General features: G+C 60.1%; 14 protein-coding genes. 5 read left to right on the top strand and 9 right to left on the bottom strand.

Annotated elements, in window-relative coordinates; genetic code table 11:
- Positions 1-4: 4 nt before the first annotated feature.
- Entirely contained in the window at positions 5-550 is a 546-nt protein-coding gene (lptE, locus tag CFBP4996_RS12565; protein WP_049832314.1) for an LPS assembly lipoprotein LptE, read from the bottom strand.
- On the bottom strand, positions 543-3,173 hold the full coding sequence (leuS, locus tag CFBP4996_RS12560) for a leucine--tRNA ligase (RefSeq protein WP_080852973.1): 2,631 nt from the start codon (positions 3,171-3,173) through the stop codon (positions 543-545). Before leuS ends, lptE begins: the two co-directional genes overlap by 8 nt.
- 193 nt (positions 3,174-3,366) lie before the next feature.
- On the opposite strand from leuS, the gene CFBP4996_RS12555 reads away from it, so the two are divergent.
- The gene (locus tag CFBP4996_RS12555) at positions 3,367-4,026 is read left to right on the top strand and encodes a YggS family pyridoxal phosphate-dependent enzyme (RefSeq protein WP_162935962.1); all 660 of its coding nucleotides are present in this window, start codon (positions 3,367-3,369) and stop codon (positions 4,024-4,026) included.
- Between the two features lie 59 nt (positions 4,027-4,085).
- Here the strand turns inward: CFBP4996_RS12555 and CFBP4996_RS12550 are convergent, their stop codons facing one another.
- Positions 4,086-4,787: a DUF1013 domain-containing protein gene (locus tag CFBP4996_RS12550; protein ID WP_162935963.1), complete on the bottom strand. Its 702-nt coding sequence runs from the start codon at positions 4,785-4,787 to the stop codon at positions 4,086-4,088.
- 231 nt (positions 4,788-5,018) lie between these two features.
- Here CFBP4996_RS12550 and acs point away from each other — a divergent pair, with 231 nt between their 5' ends.
- Complete coding sequence (acs, locus tag CFBP4996_RS12545) at positions 5,019-6,971, top strand: acetate--CoA ligase (RefSeq protein WP_080852976.1); 1,953 nt, start codon at positions 5,019-5,021, stop codon at positions 6,969-6,971.
- A 107-nt stretch (positions 6,972-7,078) separates the two neighbouring features.
- Here acs and CFBP4996_RS12540 read toward each other — a convergent pair whose 3' ends face one another.
- The 6 genes from CFBP4996_RS12540 to CFBP4996_RS12515 form a co-directional block, all read right to left on the bottom strand.
- A complete protein-coding gene (locus CFBP4996_RS12540; protein WP_080815532.1) occupies positions 7,079-8,086 on the bottom strand; it encodes a TRAP transporter substrate-binding protein in 1,008 nt (335 codons plus the stop codon).
- 39 nt (positions 8,087-8,125) lie between these two features.
- Entirely contained in the window at positions 8,126-9,403 is a 1,278-nt protein-coding gene (locus CFBP4996_RS12535; RefSeq protein WP_035265222.1) for a TRAP transporter large permease, read from the bottom strand.
- A 4-nt stretch (positions 9,404-9,407) separates the two neighbouring features.
- Entirely contained in the window at positions 9,408-9,938 is a 531-nt protein-coding gene (locus tag CFBP4996_RS12530; RefSeq protein ID WP_080852977.1) for a TRAP transporter small permease, read from the bottom strand.
- Between the two features lie 21 nt (positions 9,939-9,959).
- Positions 9,960-11,120, bottom strand: a complete 1,161-nt coding sequence (locus tag CFBP4996_RS12525; protein ID WP_080852978.1) for a fumarylacetoacetate hydrolase family protein — start codon at positions 11,118-11,120, stop codon at positions 9,960-9,962.
- Between the two features lie 201 nt (positions 11,121-11,321).
- Complete coding sequence (locus tag CFBP4996_RS12520) at positions 11,322-12,038, bottom strand: FadR/GntR family transcriptional regulator (RefSeq protein ID WP_003520305.1); 717 nt, start codon at positions 12,036-12,038, stop codon at positions 11,322-11,324.
- A 117-nt stretch (positions 12,039-12,155) separates the two neighbouring features.
- Positions 12,156-13,601, bottom strand: coding sequence for an FAD-binding oxidoreductase (locus CFBP4996_RS12515; RefSeq protein WP_080852979.1), 1,446 nt, complete (start codon positions 13,599-13,601; stop codon positions 12,156-12,158).
- 198 nt (positions 13,602-13,799) lie between these two features.
- Here CFBP4996_RS12515 and denD point away from each other — a divergent pair, with 198 nt between their 5' ends.
- The 3 genes from denD to CFBP4996_RS12500 are packed head-to-tail and all read left to right on the top strand — an operon-like array spanning position 13,800 to position 17,479.
- Positions 13,800-14,786, top strand: a complete 987-nt coding sequence (gene denD, locus CFBP4996_RS12510; RefSeq protein ID WP_080853298.1) for a D-erythronate dehydrogenase — start codon at positions 13,800-13,802, stop codon at positions 14,784-14,786.
- Positions 14,783-15,685: an NAD(P)-dependent oxidoreductase gene (locus CFBP4996_RS12505; RefSeq protein WP_080852980.1), complete on the top strand. Its 903-nt coding sequence runs from the start codon at positions 14,783-14,785 to the stop codon at positions 15,683-15,685. Before denD ends, CFBP4996_RS12505 begins: the two co-directional genes overlap by 4 nt.
- A 9-nt stretch (positions 15,686-15,694) precedes the next feature.
- On the top strand, positions 15,695-17,479 hold the full coding sequence (locus CFBP4996_RS12500) for an IlvD/Edd family dehydratase (RefSeq protein ID WP_080852981.1): 1,785 nt from the start codon (positions 15,695-15,697) through the stop codon (positions 17,477-17,479).
- The last annotated feature ends 88 nt before the right edge of the window (positions 17,480-17,567 follow it).

The raw sequence follows: 17,567 nt of genomic DNA, 5'->3' as shown, positions 1-17,567 counted from the left end.
GCTCTCAGCGGCCGAGCGTGGCAGCGATATCGGTGCGGATGATTTCAGCCAGTTCCCGGGCCGCACGGTTCTCGGCATCGCGGATTGCCCGGATCTTGGCGAATTCCTGCTGTGGCAGGTCCACCTGCGCTGTTACGCTGCGGCGTGCGGAGCGCAGGATTTGACCGTCGGAAACGCGGGTCAGCACATATTGACCGCTCATCACGACTCGACCCGGGTAGGGGCCATCGTAATTGTTGTTCGCGCGGGTCGTCAGGTCGTAATTCTGCACTTCCGTTGACGTGGCGCTCGAGCTTACGGAAATCTTGACGTTATATTGCGCCGTGGCCGGTTGGCCTGCGCCGCCGGCCATCAGAAAGATCAGTTGGTTGCGGACTTCCTGCCCGACTCTGCCACCGACGTCGGAGACGCTGACGGCCGCCAGTCTTTCCTTGGTTCCGGAAGCTTCCCCATAAAGCGGGCGCACCTGGCAGCCTGCCAGAAGACCAGCCATCGTCACGACGGAAATCGCTGCCGCGACGCGGCCCCATCTTGAAAAAACGTCAGACAACAATGTTCACAATCCTCTGCGGAACCACGATGACTTTCTTGGGCTCGCCACCGGCAAGAATGGATTTGACGGCATCCAGCGCAAGGGCGGCCGTTCGGACCGCATCTTGATCCGCATCGCGCGCGATTGTCAATTCGCCACGCTTCTTGCCGTTGACCTGCACGGGCATGACCACATCGTTTTCTTCGACCAGCGAAGCGACGAAGGTCGGCCACGGCGTCTGGGCCACGAGGCCCGTATTGCCCAGTGCGGACCAGCATTCTTCCGCCAGATGCGGCGTCATGGGGGCGATGATGCGGATGAGGATTTCGACGGCGTCGCGCGCTGCCGCCTTGACGTCCTCAGGCTTGCCGCCAGAAGCAACATCGGCGAGCGGACCGGCCAGCGCGTTGACCAGTTCGTAGATGCGGGCGATGGCCTTGTTGAAGGCGAGCTTGTCCAGGTCTTCCTGAACAGCCTTCAGCGTCTTGTGGGCCGCCTTGGAGGCCGCCAGCCCTTCGCCTTCGGTCGCAGGCTTCGGCTGGACTGTTCTCAGCTCTTCCGCCGCTTCGCCGATGATGCGCCAGACGCGCTGGACGAATCGGTTTGCACCTTCCACCCCGGCTTCGGACCAGATGACGTCACGATCGGGCGGAGAGTCCGACAGCACGAAGAAGCGTGCGGTATCGGCGCCGTAGGATGCGATGATGTCATCCGGGTCGACCACGTTCTTCTTCGACTTCGACATCTTCTCGATGGAGCCGATCTTCACCTCTTCGCCGGAAGAGAGCAGGAAGGCGCGGCGCGTGCCGTCGTTTTCTTCGATCCTCAGTTCGGCAGGCGGTACCCATTCGCGTGCGGTGCCTTCGCCGCGGCTATAGGTCTCGTGCACCACCATGCCCTGTGTGAACAGGCCCTTGAAGGGTTCCTTGACGCCGACATGGCCGGTTTCGCGCATGGCGCGGGTGAAGAAGCGCGAATAGAGCAGATGCAGGATCGCGTGCTCGATGCCGCCGATATATTGGTCGACCGGCAGCCAATGGTTGGCGACCTTCGGATCGGTCGGTGCGTCTTCCCACGGCGCGGTGAAGCGCGTGTAATACCAGCTGGAATCGACGAAGGTATCCATCGTGTCGGTTTCGCGGCGCGCGTCATGGCCGCATTGCGGGCAGGAGACATGACGCCAAGTGGGGTGCCGGTCCAGCGGGTTGCCGGGCACGTCGAACGTCACGTCGTCGGGCAGCTTGACCGGCAGATCCTTTTTCGGAACCGGTACGACGCCGCAGACTTCGCAATGGATGACCGGGATTGGGCAACCCCAATAACGCTGGCGGGAAATGCCCCAGTCGCGCAGGCGGAAATTGACCTTGCGCTCGGCCTGCGGCGTGTTGCCCAGCGTCTGCGCAGAAAGCTTCTGCGCCATCGCCTCAAAGGCGTCAGCCGTCTTCATGCCGTTCAGGAAGCCGGAATTGATCATCACGCCGTCATCGGTGAAGGCGGTATCATCGATGGTGAAGTTTGCAGCATCGGGGCCTTCAGGGGCGACGACGGCCACGACCGGCAGGCCGTATTTGCGGGCGAAATCCAGATCGCGCTGGTCACCCGACGGGCAGCCGAAGATTGCGCCGGTGCCGTAATCCATCAGCACGAAGTTGGCGACGTAGACTGGCAGTTCCCAGCTGGGATCCAGCGGATGCACGACCTTGACGCCCGTGTCGATGCCCTTCTTTTCAGCCGTTTCGAGCGCTGCGAGCGAGGTGCCATGGCGGCGGCATTCGTCGCAGAACTCGGCAATCGCCGGGTTGTTCACGGACAGTTCCCTGGCCAGCGGGTGGTCGGCGGCGATTGCCAGGAAGGAGGCGCCGAACAGGGTGTCCGGGCGTGTCGTATAGACGGTGATGTCGGAGAAACCTTCCGGCGCCGTGTCGGCAACCGTCTGCCAGCGCAGTGACAGGCCTTCGGAGCGGCCGATCCAGTTCTTCTGCATCAGGCGCACTTTTTCTGGCCATTGGTCGAGCGTATCCAGCTCGTCCAGCAGGTCCTGGCTGAAATCGGTGATGCGGAAGAACCATTGCGTCAACTCGCGCTGTTCGACCAGCGCGCCGGAGCGCCAGCCGCGACCGTCGATCACCTGCTCATTGGCGAGAACCGTATGGTCGACCGGGTCCCAGTTGACCTTGGACTGCTTGCGGTAGACCAGACCCTTTTCCATGAAATCGACGAAAAGCGCCTGCTGGCGGTGGTAATATTCCACGTCACAGGTGGCGAATTCGCGGGTCCAGTCCAGCGACAGGCCCATGGATTTCAGCTGACCGCGCATGGTGGCGATGTTCTGATAGGTCCAGTCCTTCGGGTGAACCTTGTTCTGCATGGCGGCGTTTTCGGCAGGCATGCCGAAGGCGTCCCAGCCCATCGGGTGCAGAACGTTGAAGCCGCGGGCGCGCTTATAGCGGGCGACCACGTCGCCCATGGCATAGTTGCGGACATGGCCCATGTGGATGCGTCCTGACGGATAGGGAAACATCTCCAGAACGTAATATTTCTCGCGCGGATCGCTGTTGTCGGTGACGAAAACCTTGTCTTCGTTCCATTTCTGCTGCCAGCGCGGCTCGGCGTCGCGAGGATTGTAACGTTCGATGGCCATTGTTTAGAATTCCGGGTATCGAGGGGAAAAATTTGCGCTGACCTTCACCATGAAACGACCGGGGCGTCAAGTTTGGCGGGGCATTCGGGCGTTCAATCTTGGCCAGCGTGCCTCAAATGGTGCTAAACCCGCTTGGCATCAAGGCAATCGGCGTCTAGTTAGCGTTGCGAATGGTTCAAATGAAGGTCTTGTGATGGAAATCGAAGCACGTCTTGAGGATGTCAGGCAGCGCATTGCCGATGTTGCGGAAAAATCCGGACGCAAGGCGGCGGATGTTGCCCTCGTCGCGGTCTCGAAGACCTTCGAGGCGGAGGCGATCCAGCCGGTCATCGATGCGGGCCAGCGCGTGTTCGGCGAGAACCGCGTGCAGGAGGCGCAGGGCAAGTGGCCAGCGCTTAAAGAGAAGACGCCTGATATCGAGTTGCATCTGATTGGCCCGCTACAGTCCAACAAGGCGGCGGATGCCGTGGCGCTGTTTGATGTGGTGCAGAGCGTCGACCGGGAGAAGATCGCCCGCGCGCTTGCCGAGGAATGCGGCAAACAGGGCCGCAGCCTTCGTTTTTATGTGCAGGTCAATACCGGGCTTGAGCCGCAAAAGGCGGGCATCGATCCGCGTGAGACAGTTGCATTCGTCGCCTTTTGTCGGAATGAGCTGAAATTGCAGGTCGAAGGACTGATGTGCATTCCGCCGGCGGATGAAAATCCGGGTCCGCATTTTGCGCTTCTGGCGAAACTTGCCAAACAATGTGGGCTTGAGAAGCTTTCCATGGGCATGTCGGGCGATTTCGAAACCGCCGTGGAATTCGGCGCAACGAGTGTCCGTGTGGGCTCGGCGATCTTCGGTACGCGATAAGGCTGCAAATAAAAAACCCGGCGCTGAGGCCGGGTTTTCAAACTCTAAAAGACGTCCGATCAGTAGTGATCGTCCTCGTCTTCGTCCTTCTGCGTAGACTTCAGCGAGCTGAGCTTCTTGAAGACCGCATCGGCGTCGATCTGCTCGTCTTCGTCGCGCTGGAAGCTGTAGTCCAGACCTTCCGTCGCCGTTGCCGGCTGCAGCGTATTGTCGAGTTCTTCTGCGGTCGGCAGCGGACGGCCGCGCGAGGCGCGTTCGACTTCGAGGTCGAGATCGATCTGGCTGCAGAGGCCGAGCGTCACCGGGTCCATCGGCGTCAGGTTGGCCGAGTTCCAGTGGGTACGGTCGCGAATCTGCTCGATCGTCGACTTCGTGGTGCCGACGAGACGCGAGATCTGCGCATCCTTCAGTTCCGGGTGGTTGCGAACGAGCCAGAGAATGGCGTTCGGACGGTCCTGGCGCTTGGAAACCGGGGTGTAGCGCGGGCCGCGGCGCTTGGATTCCGGCACGCGGACCTTCGGTTCGGAAAGCTTGAGCTTGTGGTTGGGATTGGCTTCGGCGCGGGCGATCTCGTCGCGGGAGAGCTGTCCGGTTGCAATCGGATCGAGACCCTTGATGCCCTGTGCGGCTTCACCGTCGGCAATCGCCTTGACTTCGAGCGGATGCAGTTTGCAGAACGTGGCGATCTGATCGAACGACAGCGCGGTGTTGTCAACCAGCCATACAGCCGTAGCCTTTGGCATGAGCAATTGTTGAGCCATAGATACAGTCCTTCTGTCCGTCCGCGCCGGTGTCGCGGGCCGTGGGTATCAACCACTAATTTCCGGGATATGGGGGCTCTATAGCCGCATTGCATCAGAATTGCAATTCTTTGCGAAACAAATGACCTTTGTCTAATTGCCGTGCGGATTTGAACTGCTATGAATTCAACACATGCCTGAGGTGGGAGTCTCGGGCCACGTTAAAAGCCATATCGGTTCCAGGAGGAGTTCATGTCTGCCAAAATCTACCCGGTTCTCAAATCGGCGAAGGCCCGCACGCTCATCGACAATGAGCGTTACCAGAAATGGTATCAGGAGAGCGTCGAGGATCCGGAAAAGTTCTGGGACAAGCACGGCCGGCGGATCGACTGGTTCAAGCCCTATACCAAGGTCAAGAACACGTCCTTCAAGGGCAGGGTGCCGATCAAGTGGTTCGAGGACGGCCTGACGAACGTTTCCTATAACTGTATCGACCGGCATCTGAAGACGCATGGCGAGCGCACGGCGATCATCTGGGAAGGCGACAACCCCTATATCGACAAGAAGATCACCTATAACCAGCTCTATGACTATGTCTGCCGTCTGGCGAATGTGCTGAAGAAGCACGGTGTCAAGAAGGGCGACCGCGTCACCATCTATATGCCGATGATACCCGAGGCGGCCTACGCGATGCTCGCCTGCGCCCGCATCGGCGCCATCCATTCCGTCGTGTTCGGCGGGTTCTCGCCGGAAGCGCTGGCGGGCCGCATCGTCGATTGCCAGTCCACCTTCGTCATCACCTGCGATGAGGGCGTGCGCGGCGGTAAGCCGATCCCGCTCAAGGAAAATACCGACAAGGCGATCGATATCGCCGCCAAACAATATGTCATCGTCAACAAGGTTCTGGTGGTGCGCCGCACCGGCGGCAAGACCGGCTGGGCGCCCGGCCGCGATATCTGGTACCATCAGGAAATCGCCACCGTGAAGCCGGATTGCCCGCCGGTGAAGATGCGTGCGGAAGACCCGCTATTCATCCTCTATACGTCCGGCTCCACCGGCAAGCCGAAGGGCGTGTTGCACACGACGGGCGGCTACCTCGTCTATACGTCGATGACGCATGAATATGTCTTCGACTACAAGGATGGTGAGGTTTTCTGGTGTACGGCCGATGTCGGCTGGGTCACCGGCCATTCCTATATCGTCTACGGGCCGCTTGCGAACTGCGCGACGACGCTGATGTTCGAAGGTGTTCCCAATTTTCCGGATCAGGGCCGTTTCTGGGAAGTCATCGACAAGCACAAGGTCAATATCTTCTACACCGCGCCGACGGCGCTCAGATCGCTGATGGGGGCGGGCGACCAGTTCGTCCAGCGCTCCTCGCGCGAGAGCCTGCGGCTTCTCGGCACGGTCGGCGAACCGATCAATCCGGAAGCCTGGGAGTGGTATTACCATGTGGTCGGCGAGGACAAGAGCCCGATCGTCGACACCTGGTGGCAGACGGAAACCGGCGGCATTCTCATTTCGCCGCTGCCGGGCGCGACCGATCTGAAACCCGGTTCGGCCACAAGGCCGTTCTTCGGCGTGCAGCCGCAGCTTGTCGATGCCGAGGGAAATGTGCTGGAAGGACCGGCCGACGGCAATCTCTGCATCATCGATAGCTGGCCGGGCCAGTCGCGCTCCGTCTATGGCGATCATCAGCGCTTTGTCGATACCTATTTCTCGACCTACAAGGGCAAGTACTTCACTGGCGACGGTTGCCGGCGTGACGAGGACGGCTATTACTGGATCACCGGCCGCGTCGATGACGTGCTGAACGTTTCCGGTCACCGCCTTGGCACGGCCGAGGTGGAGTCGGCGCTGGTGTCGCACCACCTCGTTTCGGAAGCGGCCGTGGTGGGCTACCCGCATGCCATCAAGGGCCAGGGCATTTATTGTTATGTCACGCTGATGGCGGGCCAGAATGGCGACTATGCGCTGCGTGAGGAGCTGGTGAAGCACGTGCGCAACGAGATCGGACCGGTTGCGACACCTGACAAGATCCAGTTCGCGCCGGGTCTGCCCAAGACGCGCTCCGGCAAGATCATGCGGCGCATCCTGCGCAAGATCGCCGAGGACGACTTTGGTGCGCTGGGGGATACGTCGACGCTCGCCGATCCGGCGGTGGTCGAAGATCTCATCGCCAACCGGCAGAACCGCACGGCGTGATCTTTTGGAAAGGCCGCTTCGGCAGCCTTTTTTCTGTCGGCTATTTTCACAAACAAAAACACCCGGAGGCGGAACCTCCGGGTGTTTTCAATTGTATCCGGCAAGGATTACTGGCCGCGGATCTTCTTCAGGTCCGCCAGAACGGCGTCGACGACGTCTGCGCCGATTTCAGCCTTGTGCTTTTCGTAGACGACCATCGACTTTTCGCGGATACGGGTCTGCTCTTCGGCAGACAACGTGTTCACTTCGAGGCCGGCAGCCTTGATCTTCTCCAGCGACTTCTGGTTCAGTTCGCGGATGACCTTGCGCTCTTCGTCGCGGCCGACGACTGCGCATTCACGCAGGGCGGCCTGTTCTTCGGGCGTGTAGCTGTCGAAGATCGGCTTGGAGAAGAGGAAGAGGAACGGCGTATAGGCGTGGTTCGTCTCGGTGATGTATTTCTGCACCTCGTAGAACTTCGAGGTGTCGATCGTCACATAGGGGTTTTCCTGCGCGTCGATCGCATTGGTTTCCAGCGCCGAGAAGACTTCGCCGAAGGCCATCGGCGTTGCATTGGCGCCGAGGTTCTGGAAGGTGTCGAGGAAGATGTTGTTCTGCATCACGCGGACCTTGAGGCCCGAGAAATCTTCCCACTTGTTCACGGCATGCTTGGAGTTCGACAGGTTGCGGAAGCCGTTTTCCCAGTAGGCCAGGTTTACGAGGCCCTGTTCTTCCAGCTTCTTGTTCATCATGTCGCCGAAGGCGCCGTCCATGACGGCATCGGCTTCCTTGGCGTTGGCGAAGAGGAACGGCAGGTCGAAGACGCCGAGCGACGGGATGAGACCGACGAGCGGCGACGAGGACGTCACGACTGCTTCCTGAACGCCGGAGCGCAGGGCCTGCGTCGCCTGAAGGTCACCGCCGAGAGCGCCGCCCCAGAATGCCGTCAGCTTCAGCTTGCCGCCGGACTTGTCGTCGAGGCAGGCCTGCATGGCCTTGATGCCGTTGCCGACCGGATGATCCTGGTTGATGCCGTTCGAAACGCGGATATTGCGGCTGTTGAATTCGGCCATTGCCGGAGCGGCGGCGCCAACTGCGAAAGCGATGGCCGTGGTGGTCAGAAGAAGCTTTCTCATAATATCCTCCCTTGGATTGTTTGCGAGAAGCAGGTTGAATTAACGAAGATACTGCAGCGGTACGAGGACGATGTCCGGGAAAATCACGAGCAGCGCCAGGACGATGGTTTCGGCGACGAGGAACGGCCATACGCCGACCGTGACCTTGCCGAGCGGAATGCGGCCGACGCCGCTGACGACGTTCAGCACCACGCCAACCGGAGGAGTAATCAGGCCGATGGCGTTGTTGATGATGAAGAGAACGCCGAAATAGACCGGGTCTATGCCCGCCTGTTTGACGATAGGCATCAGAACAGGGGTCAGGATCAGGATGGTCGGCGTCAGGTCGAGTGCGGTTCCGACAATGAAGACCAGTACCATCATCGCGGCCATCAGAAGCATCGGGCGGTCGATCAGCGGCTCGATATAACCTGCGACTTCATTCGGAATGTTCGCTGCCGTGATGAGCCATGCGGAGACGAGTGCCGCGCAAACCAGGAACATGATGATGGACGTGCTCTTGGCGGCGCGCAGAAGCACGTGGAACAGATCGGCCGGTTTCAGTTCGCGGTAGATCACCATACCGACGAAAAGCGCGTAAACAGCCGCAACGACGGCAGCTTCCGTCGGCGTCATGATGCCTGCCTTGATGCCGCCGAGAATGATGACCGGCATGCCGAGCGCCCAGCCGGCGCGAGCAGTGGCGGTCAGACGTTCCTTGGCGGAGGTCTTCGGCAGCGGCTTGACGTTATCCTTGCGGACCACAATCAGCCAGGCGATGATGAGCGATGCACCCATCAGAATGCCGGGAACGATACCCGCAAGGAAAAGCTGTGTGATCGAGACGTTGGCGGCAACACCGAAAACGATGAAGGCCATGGATGGCGGGATGACCGGGGCGATGATGCCGCCTGCGGCGATGAGGCCACCGGAGCGCGGAATATTGTAGCCGGCCTTCGCCATCATCGGGATGAGGATTGCGGCAAGGGCTGCGGTATCGGCAGCGGCCGAGCCGGAAATGCTGGCCATGATGATGGCCGCAACAATGGCCACGATGCCGAGACCGCCACGGATATGACCGACGAGTGCGATTGCAAAGTCGATGATGCGGCGGGACAGACCGCCGGAATTCATCAGTTCGCCAGCCAGAATGAAGAAGGGGATGGCGAGCAGCGTGAAGGTGTCCGCGCCCGAGATCATGTTCTGGGCGATGATCGCGGTGTTGAACATGCCCATGTACCACATGAGCACGACGCCGCAGAACATCAGAGAGAACGCGACGGGAACGCCAATCGCCATGGCTCCCAGCAGAGAGCCGACAAAAACGAGAAGTGTCATGGTATCAGCGCTCCGAAAGCTGTTCGATCGTGAGGTTCTCGCCCGCGAACTGGGCGATTTCGTCTTCTGTCACGCCGCCCGTCAAGTAACGGTACAGGCGTTCCAGTGCGATGATGAACATCAGGCCGCCGGTGAACATGCCAACGCCATAGACCCAGATCATCGAAAGCTTGGTGACAGGCGCATGCATGCTGGCATTGATGCCGGACTGCTTCCAGGTGCCCCAGAAGAAGATGGCGGAACAGGCCAGAATGATGATGTTCGACACGATCATGCAGACGATGCGGGCGCGACGGGACAGGAACATCACGAGCGTTTCGATGCCCATGTGGCTGTTCTCACGGAAGGTCAGCACGGCGCCGATGAAGGTCAGCCACACGAAGAAATAACGCGATAGTTCTTCCGAGACGTTGATGCCGGAATTCATCGTATAACGCATGACGACGTTGACGAAGACCATGATCGACATGCCGGCGAGCAGCAGGACGAGAATGATTTCGAGAATCCGGTAAAAGAGATTGATGATCTTTTGCATTTTCCCCTCCCGAAGAAATATCTAGAGCAGCCCTCGTTTCGCCAGGTTGCGCATCAGGGCCGCGGTGCCGAATGTCCATTCCGGGCATTCGTCGGTCGTGGTGACCCAATTGATCAGCTTACCGAGCTTGGGCGTGGAGATTTCGACACGGTCACCCTTTGAATGGGTGAAACCGAGGCCTGGGCCATGACGATCCTTCACCGGCGCGAACATCGTGCCAAGGAAAAAGACGGCGCCGTCAGGATATTGGTGGTTACGGTTCAAGAGCTGCGAAGCGAGGTTTTCCGGTGTGCGGCTGATCGCTTCCATGGGACTGACGCCCGTCATGGTGAAGCCGTCTTCGCCTTCGACCAGAAGCGATATCTGCGACTTCTTCACGTCTTCGATGGTGAAGTTGCCGTCAAACAGGCGGATGAAAGGACCGATGGCGCAGGAAGCGTTATTGTCCTTCGCCTTGCTGAGCAGGAGTGCAGAGCGGCCTTCGAAATCGCGCAGATTGACGTCGTTGCCAAGCGTCGCGCCGACGATGCGGCCATCGGAGGTGATGGCCAGCACCACTTCCGGTTCCGGGTTGTTCCATTGCGATTTCGGGTGAACGCCGATCAGCGCGCCGCAGCCGACGGAAGCCATGGCCTGCGCCTTGGAGAAAATTTCCGCATCCGGTCCGATGCCCACTTCCAGATATTGCGACCAGAGGCCCATTTCCTGGAGCAGTTTCTTCACTTCGGCCGCTTTTTCGGAACCGGCCTCAAGTCCCTTGAGATTGTCGCCGAGAACCGGCGCCAGCCGTCCGCGAATTTCCTGCGCCCGCAGCGGATCGCCCTTTGCCTGCTCTTCGATCACGCGTTCGAGCATGCTGTCGGCGAAGGTGACGCCGGCGGCCTTGACGGCCTGAATGTCGTTGGGGGCAAGGAGTTCGCCGGCGGAACCGTCCAGAAAAGCTTCCAGTGCGCCGAGTGCGACGAAAGTGCCGGTGTCGGCGAGCCGCTCCAGCAGATCGGTCTTCTCCAGAAGTTCGGACATGGTAGGGGAAATCGAAGTGAGGTCATAAAGCACGCCGCCCTTCAGCAGGACGGGGCAGGGGCCACCTTCGCTTTTCGACCAGACACGGCCGACGAGCAGCGCGTTTTCGAAATCTTCAGGCAAAATTGCGGTAGCGTCGATGGACCTTGTACCGGTCATGTAGTCCTCCCCTTCAGCACCCGACAGGCCGCCTCCTGCGGTCTTATTGTCTGGATGTCTGACAACTTAATCCCATTCTTCTTAGTATGACTTTTGTTACGAGTCTAGCGGCCTTGCCGACAAAATTATCGTGTTTCGCGTCTCAATTCCCGGAAAGCCGTAAACCTGTCCTATAGCTTTGCCGGCGTGCTCATTTGCTGCTCAGAAGATATCCAGTTCGAGATTGACCCGGCTGGCTGCGCCGATCAGATGCTTGCGCATGGCGTTCTTGGCGGCAGTGGCGTCGGCCTTCTCGACGGCTTCGTAGATTGCCACATGTTCGGCGATCGTCACCTCGAGAATTTCACCAAAAACCGCACGCGAAAAAGCAATGTTGATGGCGGAGCTGATGCGTTCCGCGATGAAGCCGAGGAACATCAGGAAATATTCGTTCTCAGTCGCTTCCGCCAGAATGCGGTGGAAGTCGAGATCGGCGGCAACGCCTTCCGTCGACCAGTCATCGGCGGTTTTCATCTTTTCCAATGCTGCCGCCAGCCGCGTTAGCTGCTGCGGGCTGCGGTGCAATGCGGCCAGCCCCGCCGCCTCTATTTCCAGCGGCATGCGAAGCTGAAAAAGATCGCGGAAATTTTCCGGGTCGTTCAGCCGCGACCGCTCGATGCGGATGGACAGTCTTTGCCGGGGATCGGTGACGAATGCGCCCACGCCCTGTCGGGTTTCGACAAAACCTTCGTTGCGCAATTGTGCGATCGCTTCGCGGATGACCGAACGGCTGACCCCGAAGGTTTTCGCCAGAACATGTTCGGTCGGCAGCCTGTCACCCGGTCCGAGCTTCGAATCATTGATTTCGCGCGCAATCTCCGCGGCGATCCGGCCGGGCAGATGGTCGTTGCGATGTATCTGATTGAACTCCAGCGTCATGGTTGCTCCCGTTCCACAGAAACGATTGGTTCGTTTTCCCGCGGCAGGCGACTTCCTCCTTCGCCGTCAGCGGGGTTTTCAAAGGCGGCGTTTTTGGCCGCCTTTGCCGTTCCTCGATTAGCTATCCGGTTGCAGGGTTATCTGGCAACCGGGATTCATCCGCAAATCAGGGTCAAAGGTGTTTTTCAGGCCGGTGATCATCCGGCGCTGCACGTCGGATAGCCGGCTTTCGAAATCGGCGCGTTTCAGGCGGCCGATGCCGTGCTCGGCGCTGATGCTGCCGACGTAACGGTCAAGGACTTCGTTAACGAGCGTCTTGGACTTGTAGATGAAGGCGTCGCGCTCTTCCGGCGTCGAACCGTTCGGCGGCAGCACGTTGAGGTGGACGTTGCCGTCTCCAACGTGGCCGTAGGAAACCGCCAGGCATTCCGGCAGTTTTGTCGCCAGTTCCGCCTCGGCTTCGGCCACGAAAGCGGCGAGTTTCGACAAAGGTACGGAAATGTCGGTACGCATATGCGCGCCGCGCAGCGCCTGGCCTTCGTTCATACCTTCGCGGAACAGCCAGAGCGATTGTGCTTGTGCCCGTGAAGAAGCGATGACGCCGTCCAGCACCAGCCCGTCTTCCATCACGCCCTCAAGGAAGCGTCCCATCAGGTCGGCGGTATCGACCAATCCCGAGCCGGAAATTTCCATCAGCACATAAGCGGGGTAATCGCCGGCGATCGGCATTTTCAGGTCGGGTATAGCTTCGATCGCCAGCGTGAAGGCGACGGGCGGCATGAATTCAAAGGCGGACATCAGGTCGCAGCATTCGCGGCGGGCGCGTCGGTAAAGCTGGATGGCATCGTCAAGCGAATTGAGGCCGAGCAGCGCCGTCTCGACATGTTCGGGATTGGGGTAAAGCTTGACGGCAACGGCGGTTATGATGCCGAGCGTTCCTTCCGCGCCGATGAAGAGCTGCTTCAGATCGATGCCGCGATTATCCTTGCGCAGTGTCGACAGCCCGTTCCAGATGGTGCCATCAGGCAGGACCACTTCCAGACCCAGCACCAGTTCGCGGGTCATGCCATAGCGCAGGACATTGATGCCGCCGGCATTGGTGGAGACGTTGCCGCCGATGCGGCAGCTGCCCTGTGCACCGAGCGACAGCGGGAAGAACATGCCCTTGTCCTGAACCGCATCCTTGAATTCCGAGAGAATGCAACCGGCTTCCACAACGGCGGAAAAATCGTCGCTATCGATGGTGCGGATGGCGTTCATGCGCTCCAGGCTCAATACGACCTGATGCTTGGGGGCATCGGGAATGCCACCGAGCACCAGTCCGGTGTTGCCGCCCTGGGGGATGATGGCAAGGCCAAGTTCCGCGCAGGCGCGGACAGTGTCGGAGACTTCCTTGGTCGACCGGGGGCGGATGACGGCCACGGCCGAGCTGGTGACATCGCCGTGCCAATCGCGGCAATAGCGCAGCATGTCTTCCTGCGATGTCAGCAGCAAAGCCTCGCCGAGCCTGTTCTTCAACGAGAACCGCAATTCCTCGATATCGGTTTCGCTCACGATCGTCATTCCACCCTCTCCGTCCAATCCGCCCTAAATTTCCGGACAGGGCTCTTTCGCCCTTGCTTTTGCCGGTTTGTGAAAAAATACTATTTTCAATCCGATCATATAAGGTTATCAGACAACCTTACAAGCTAATTTATCGGCGACTGGCCGATGATGTTTTTTCGGTCCCGGGAGAATGGCCGGGACAAAGAGGAGGAAGACATGCATATCGCAATCATCGGCGCCGCAGGCATGGTTGGCCGCAAGCTGACGCAGCGTCTCGTCAAGGACGGAGCGCTCGGCGGCAAGCCAATCGACAAGTTCACGCTTATCGACGTGTTCCAGCCCGAAGCGCCCGCCGGTTTTTCCGGTACGGTCGATGCGCGTGCCGCCGATCTCTCCGCGCCGGGTGAGGCCGAAAAGCTGGTTGAAGCCCGTCCCGATGCCATTTTTCACCTCGCTGCCATCGTCTCCGGTGAAGCCGAGCTTGATTTTGACAAGGGCTATCGCATCAATCTCGACGGTACGCGTTATCTCTTCGATGCCATCCGCATTGCCAACGGCAAGGACGGTTACAAGCCGCGCGTGGTCTTCACCTCGTCCATCGCCGTCTTCGGTGCGCCGCTTCCCTATCCGATCCCGGACGAGTTCCACACCACGCCGCTGACCAGCTATGGTACGCAGAAGGCGATCTGCGAATTGCTGCTGTCCGATTACAGCCGTCGCGGTTTCTTTGACGGCATCGGTATTCGCCTGCCGACCATCTGCATTCGTCCCGGCAAACCGAATGCGGCTGCTTCCGGCTTCTTCTCCAATATCCTGCGCGAGCCGCTGGTCGGCCAGGAAGCGGTTCTGCCGGTGCCGGAAAGCATTCGCCATTGGCACGCTTCGCCGCGTTCCGCCGTCGGCTTCCTCATCCATGGCGCAACGATTGACGTCGATAAGGTCGGCCCGCGCCGCAACCTGTCGATGCCGGGCCTCAGCGCCACCGTCGGAGAACAGATCGAGGCGCTGCGCAAGGTCGCTGGCGAAAAGGCCGTCGCCCTCATTCGCCGCGAGCCGAACGAGATGATCATGCGCATGTGCGAAGGCTGGGCCCCCGGTTTCGAAGCCAAGCGCGCCCGCGAACTGGGCTTTACGGCCGAAAGCTCGTTTGAAGAGATCATTCAGGTTCATATCGAGGACGAACTGGGAGGTTCACTGAAATGAGTGTTGGCGGGGGGGAGAAGAAGCGGTCGGTTGCCTTTATCGGCACGGGCCTGATGGGCGGGCCGATGGCCCGGCGTCTGCTGGGCGCTGGCTTTTCGGTCACGGTCTGGAACCGCAGCGTCGATAAGGCCGAGGCACTGGTTGCCGATGGCGCGGTCGTCGCGGCATCGCCGGAGGAGGCCGCCAGGGGGGCCGATATCGTCATCACCATGCTGAGCGACGGCAAGGCTGTGGGCGAGGTGCTGTTCGAGGCCGGCGTGGCCGAAGCGCTGAAAAAGGGTGCGGTCGTCATCGACAGCAGTTCGATTGCGCCGCCGATTGCGCGCGAACATTCCTCCCGGCTTCAGTCGCTAGGTGTTCATCACGTTGACGCGCCGGTTTCCGGTGGTGTGCCGGGCGCGACCGCCGGTACGCTTGCGATCATGGCGGGTGGCGATGAGGCGCTGATCGCGGGTCTTGCGGATGTTTTCGCGCCGATGGGCCGGCTCACCTATGTCGGTCCCTCGGGTGCTGGCCAGCTCTGCAAGCTCGCCAACCAGCAGATCGTCGCCATCACCATCGGCGCGGTTGCCGAGGCGATGATGCTGGTGGAAGCGGGTGGTGCATCCCGCGAAGGGTTCCGCAACGCCATACGCGGCGGTTTTGCCGAAAGCCGAATCCTGGAACTGCATGGCGACCGCATGGTGAAGCGCAATTTCGTGCCGGGTGGTCCCTCCAAGTTCCAGCTCAAGGATCTGAATGGCGTGCTGGCGACGGCGAAGGATCTGTCTCTCAACCTGCCGCTTACCCAGCAGGTGACGCGGGAATTCGATGACTTCGTCGGTGACGGCGGTGCCGATATCGACCATAGCGGCATCCTGCTTTACCTCGAAAAACTGAACAACCGGGAACAGGGCTGAGGCAGGTTCATGAGCGACGAGAAGACACCGATGCGCCGCCTGCGGTCGCAGGACTGGTTCGACAATCCCGACCATCTCGACATGACGGCGCTCTATCTGGAGCGCTTCATGAACTACGGCGTGACGCCGGAAGAGCTGCGTTCCGGCAAGCCGGTCATCGGCATTGCCCAGAGCGGCAGCGACCTGACGCCCTGTAACCGCGTCCATGTGGAACTCGTCAAGCGGGTGCGGGACGGCATCCGCGATGCGGGTGGCATTCCCATCGAGTTTCCGACCCATCCGATGTTTGAAAACTGCAAGCGCCCGACGGCGGCGCTTGACCGCAATCTCGCCTATCTGAGCCTCGTGGAAGTGCTTTACGGTTATCCGCTTGACGGCGTCGTTTTGACCACGGGCTGCGACAAGACCACGCCTTCGGCATTGATGGCGGCAAGCACGGTCGATATTCCGGCCATCGTGCTTTCCGGCGGGCCGATGCTCGACGGTTACCATGATGGTGATCTGGTCGGTTCCGGCACGGTCATCTGGCGCATGCGCCGCAAATACGGCGCTGGCGAAATCACCCGCGAGGAATTCTTGCAGGCGGCGCTGGAATCTGCGCCTTCCGTTGGTCACTGCAACACCATGGGCACCGCTTCCACCATGAATGCCATGGCGGAGGCGCTCGGCATGTCACTCACCGGCTGCGGTGCCATTCCAGCCGCTTACCGCGAGCGCGGCCAGATGGCCTATCGCACCGGTCGCCGCGCCGTCGAGCTGGTTGTCGAAAACATCAAGCCCTCCGACATCATGACCCGCGAGGCGTTTTTGAACGCGATCCGCGTTAATTCTGCAATCGGCGGTTCCACCAATGCCCAGCCTCACCTGGCAGCCATGGCCAAACATGCGGGCGTTGAGCTTCGCGAGGAAGACTGGCAGGTTCACGGTTACGACATTCCGCTTATCGCCAATGTCCAGCCTGCCGGCAAATGGCTGGGTGAGAAATATCACCGCGCCGGCGGCACGCCCGCCATCATGTGGGAGCTTCTCAAGGCGGGCAAGCTCGACGGAAACTGTCCGACCGTGACTGGCAAGACCATGGCGGAAAATCTGGAAGGCCGGGAATCGACCGACCGCGACGTGATCCTGCCTTACGATAAGCCGCTGAAGGAACGGGCCGGTTTCCTCGTCCTCAAGGGCAATCTGTTCGATTTCGCCATCATGAAGACGAGCGTGATCTCGGCGGAGTTCCGCCAGCGTTATCTGAGCGGGCCGGGCCGCGAGGGGATTTTCGAGGGAAAATGCGTGGTGTTCGATGGTTCGGAGGACTATCACGCCCGCATCAACGATCCGTCCCTCGATATTGATGAGCGTACCATTCTCGTCATTCGCGGTGCGGGGCCGCTCGGCTGGCCGGGTTCAGCTGAGGTCGTCAACATGCAGCCGCCGGATGCGCTGTTGAAAAAGGGTATCACCAGCCTGCCGACGATCGGCGACGGCCGGCAGTCGGGAACGGCGGACAGCCCCTCCATCCTCAACGCCTCGCCGGAAAGTGCTGCCGGCGGTGGGCTGGCATGGCTCCGTACGGGGGATGTGATCCGCATCGATTTCAATGAGGGCGAGTGCAATGCGCTGGTGCCGGATGAGGAGCTTGCCGCCCGCAAAGCCGATGGCATTCCCGCCGTTCCTGCGGATGCGACGCCTTGGCAGCGCATCTATCGTCAATCGGTGACCCAGCTTTCGGATGGCGCGGTTCTCGAAGGGGCCGCGGATTTCCGCCGGATCGCCGAGAAGATGCCCCGGCACAATCATTGATCACATACGACAAGATCCCTGGCTACGTCCGGGGATTTTTCTTTTCCGGGCGGTTTCGCAATTGATTGCGACCTCTTAATGTATCCGC

It is taken from the genome of Agrobacterium leguminum (assembly GCF_005144435.2).
In the GTDB taxonomy this organism is placed as follows: domain Bacteria; phylum Pseudomonadota; class Alphaproteobacteria; order Rhizobiales; family Rhizobiaceae; genus Agrobacterium; species Agrobacterium leguminum.
The sequence above is the reverse complement of the archived record's forward strand: the minus strand, read 5'-3'. Positions and strand labels throughout refer to the sequence as shown.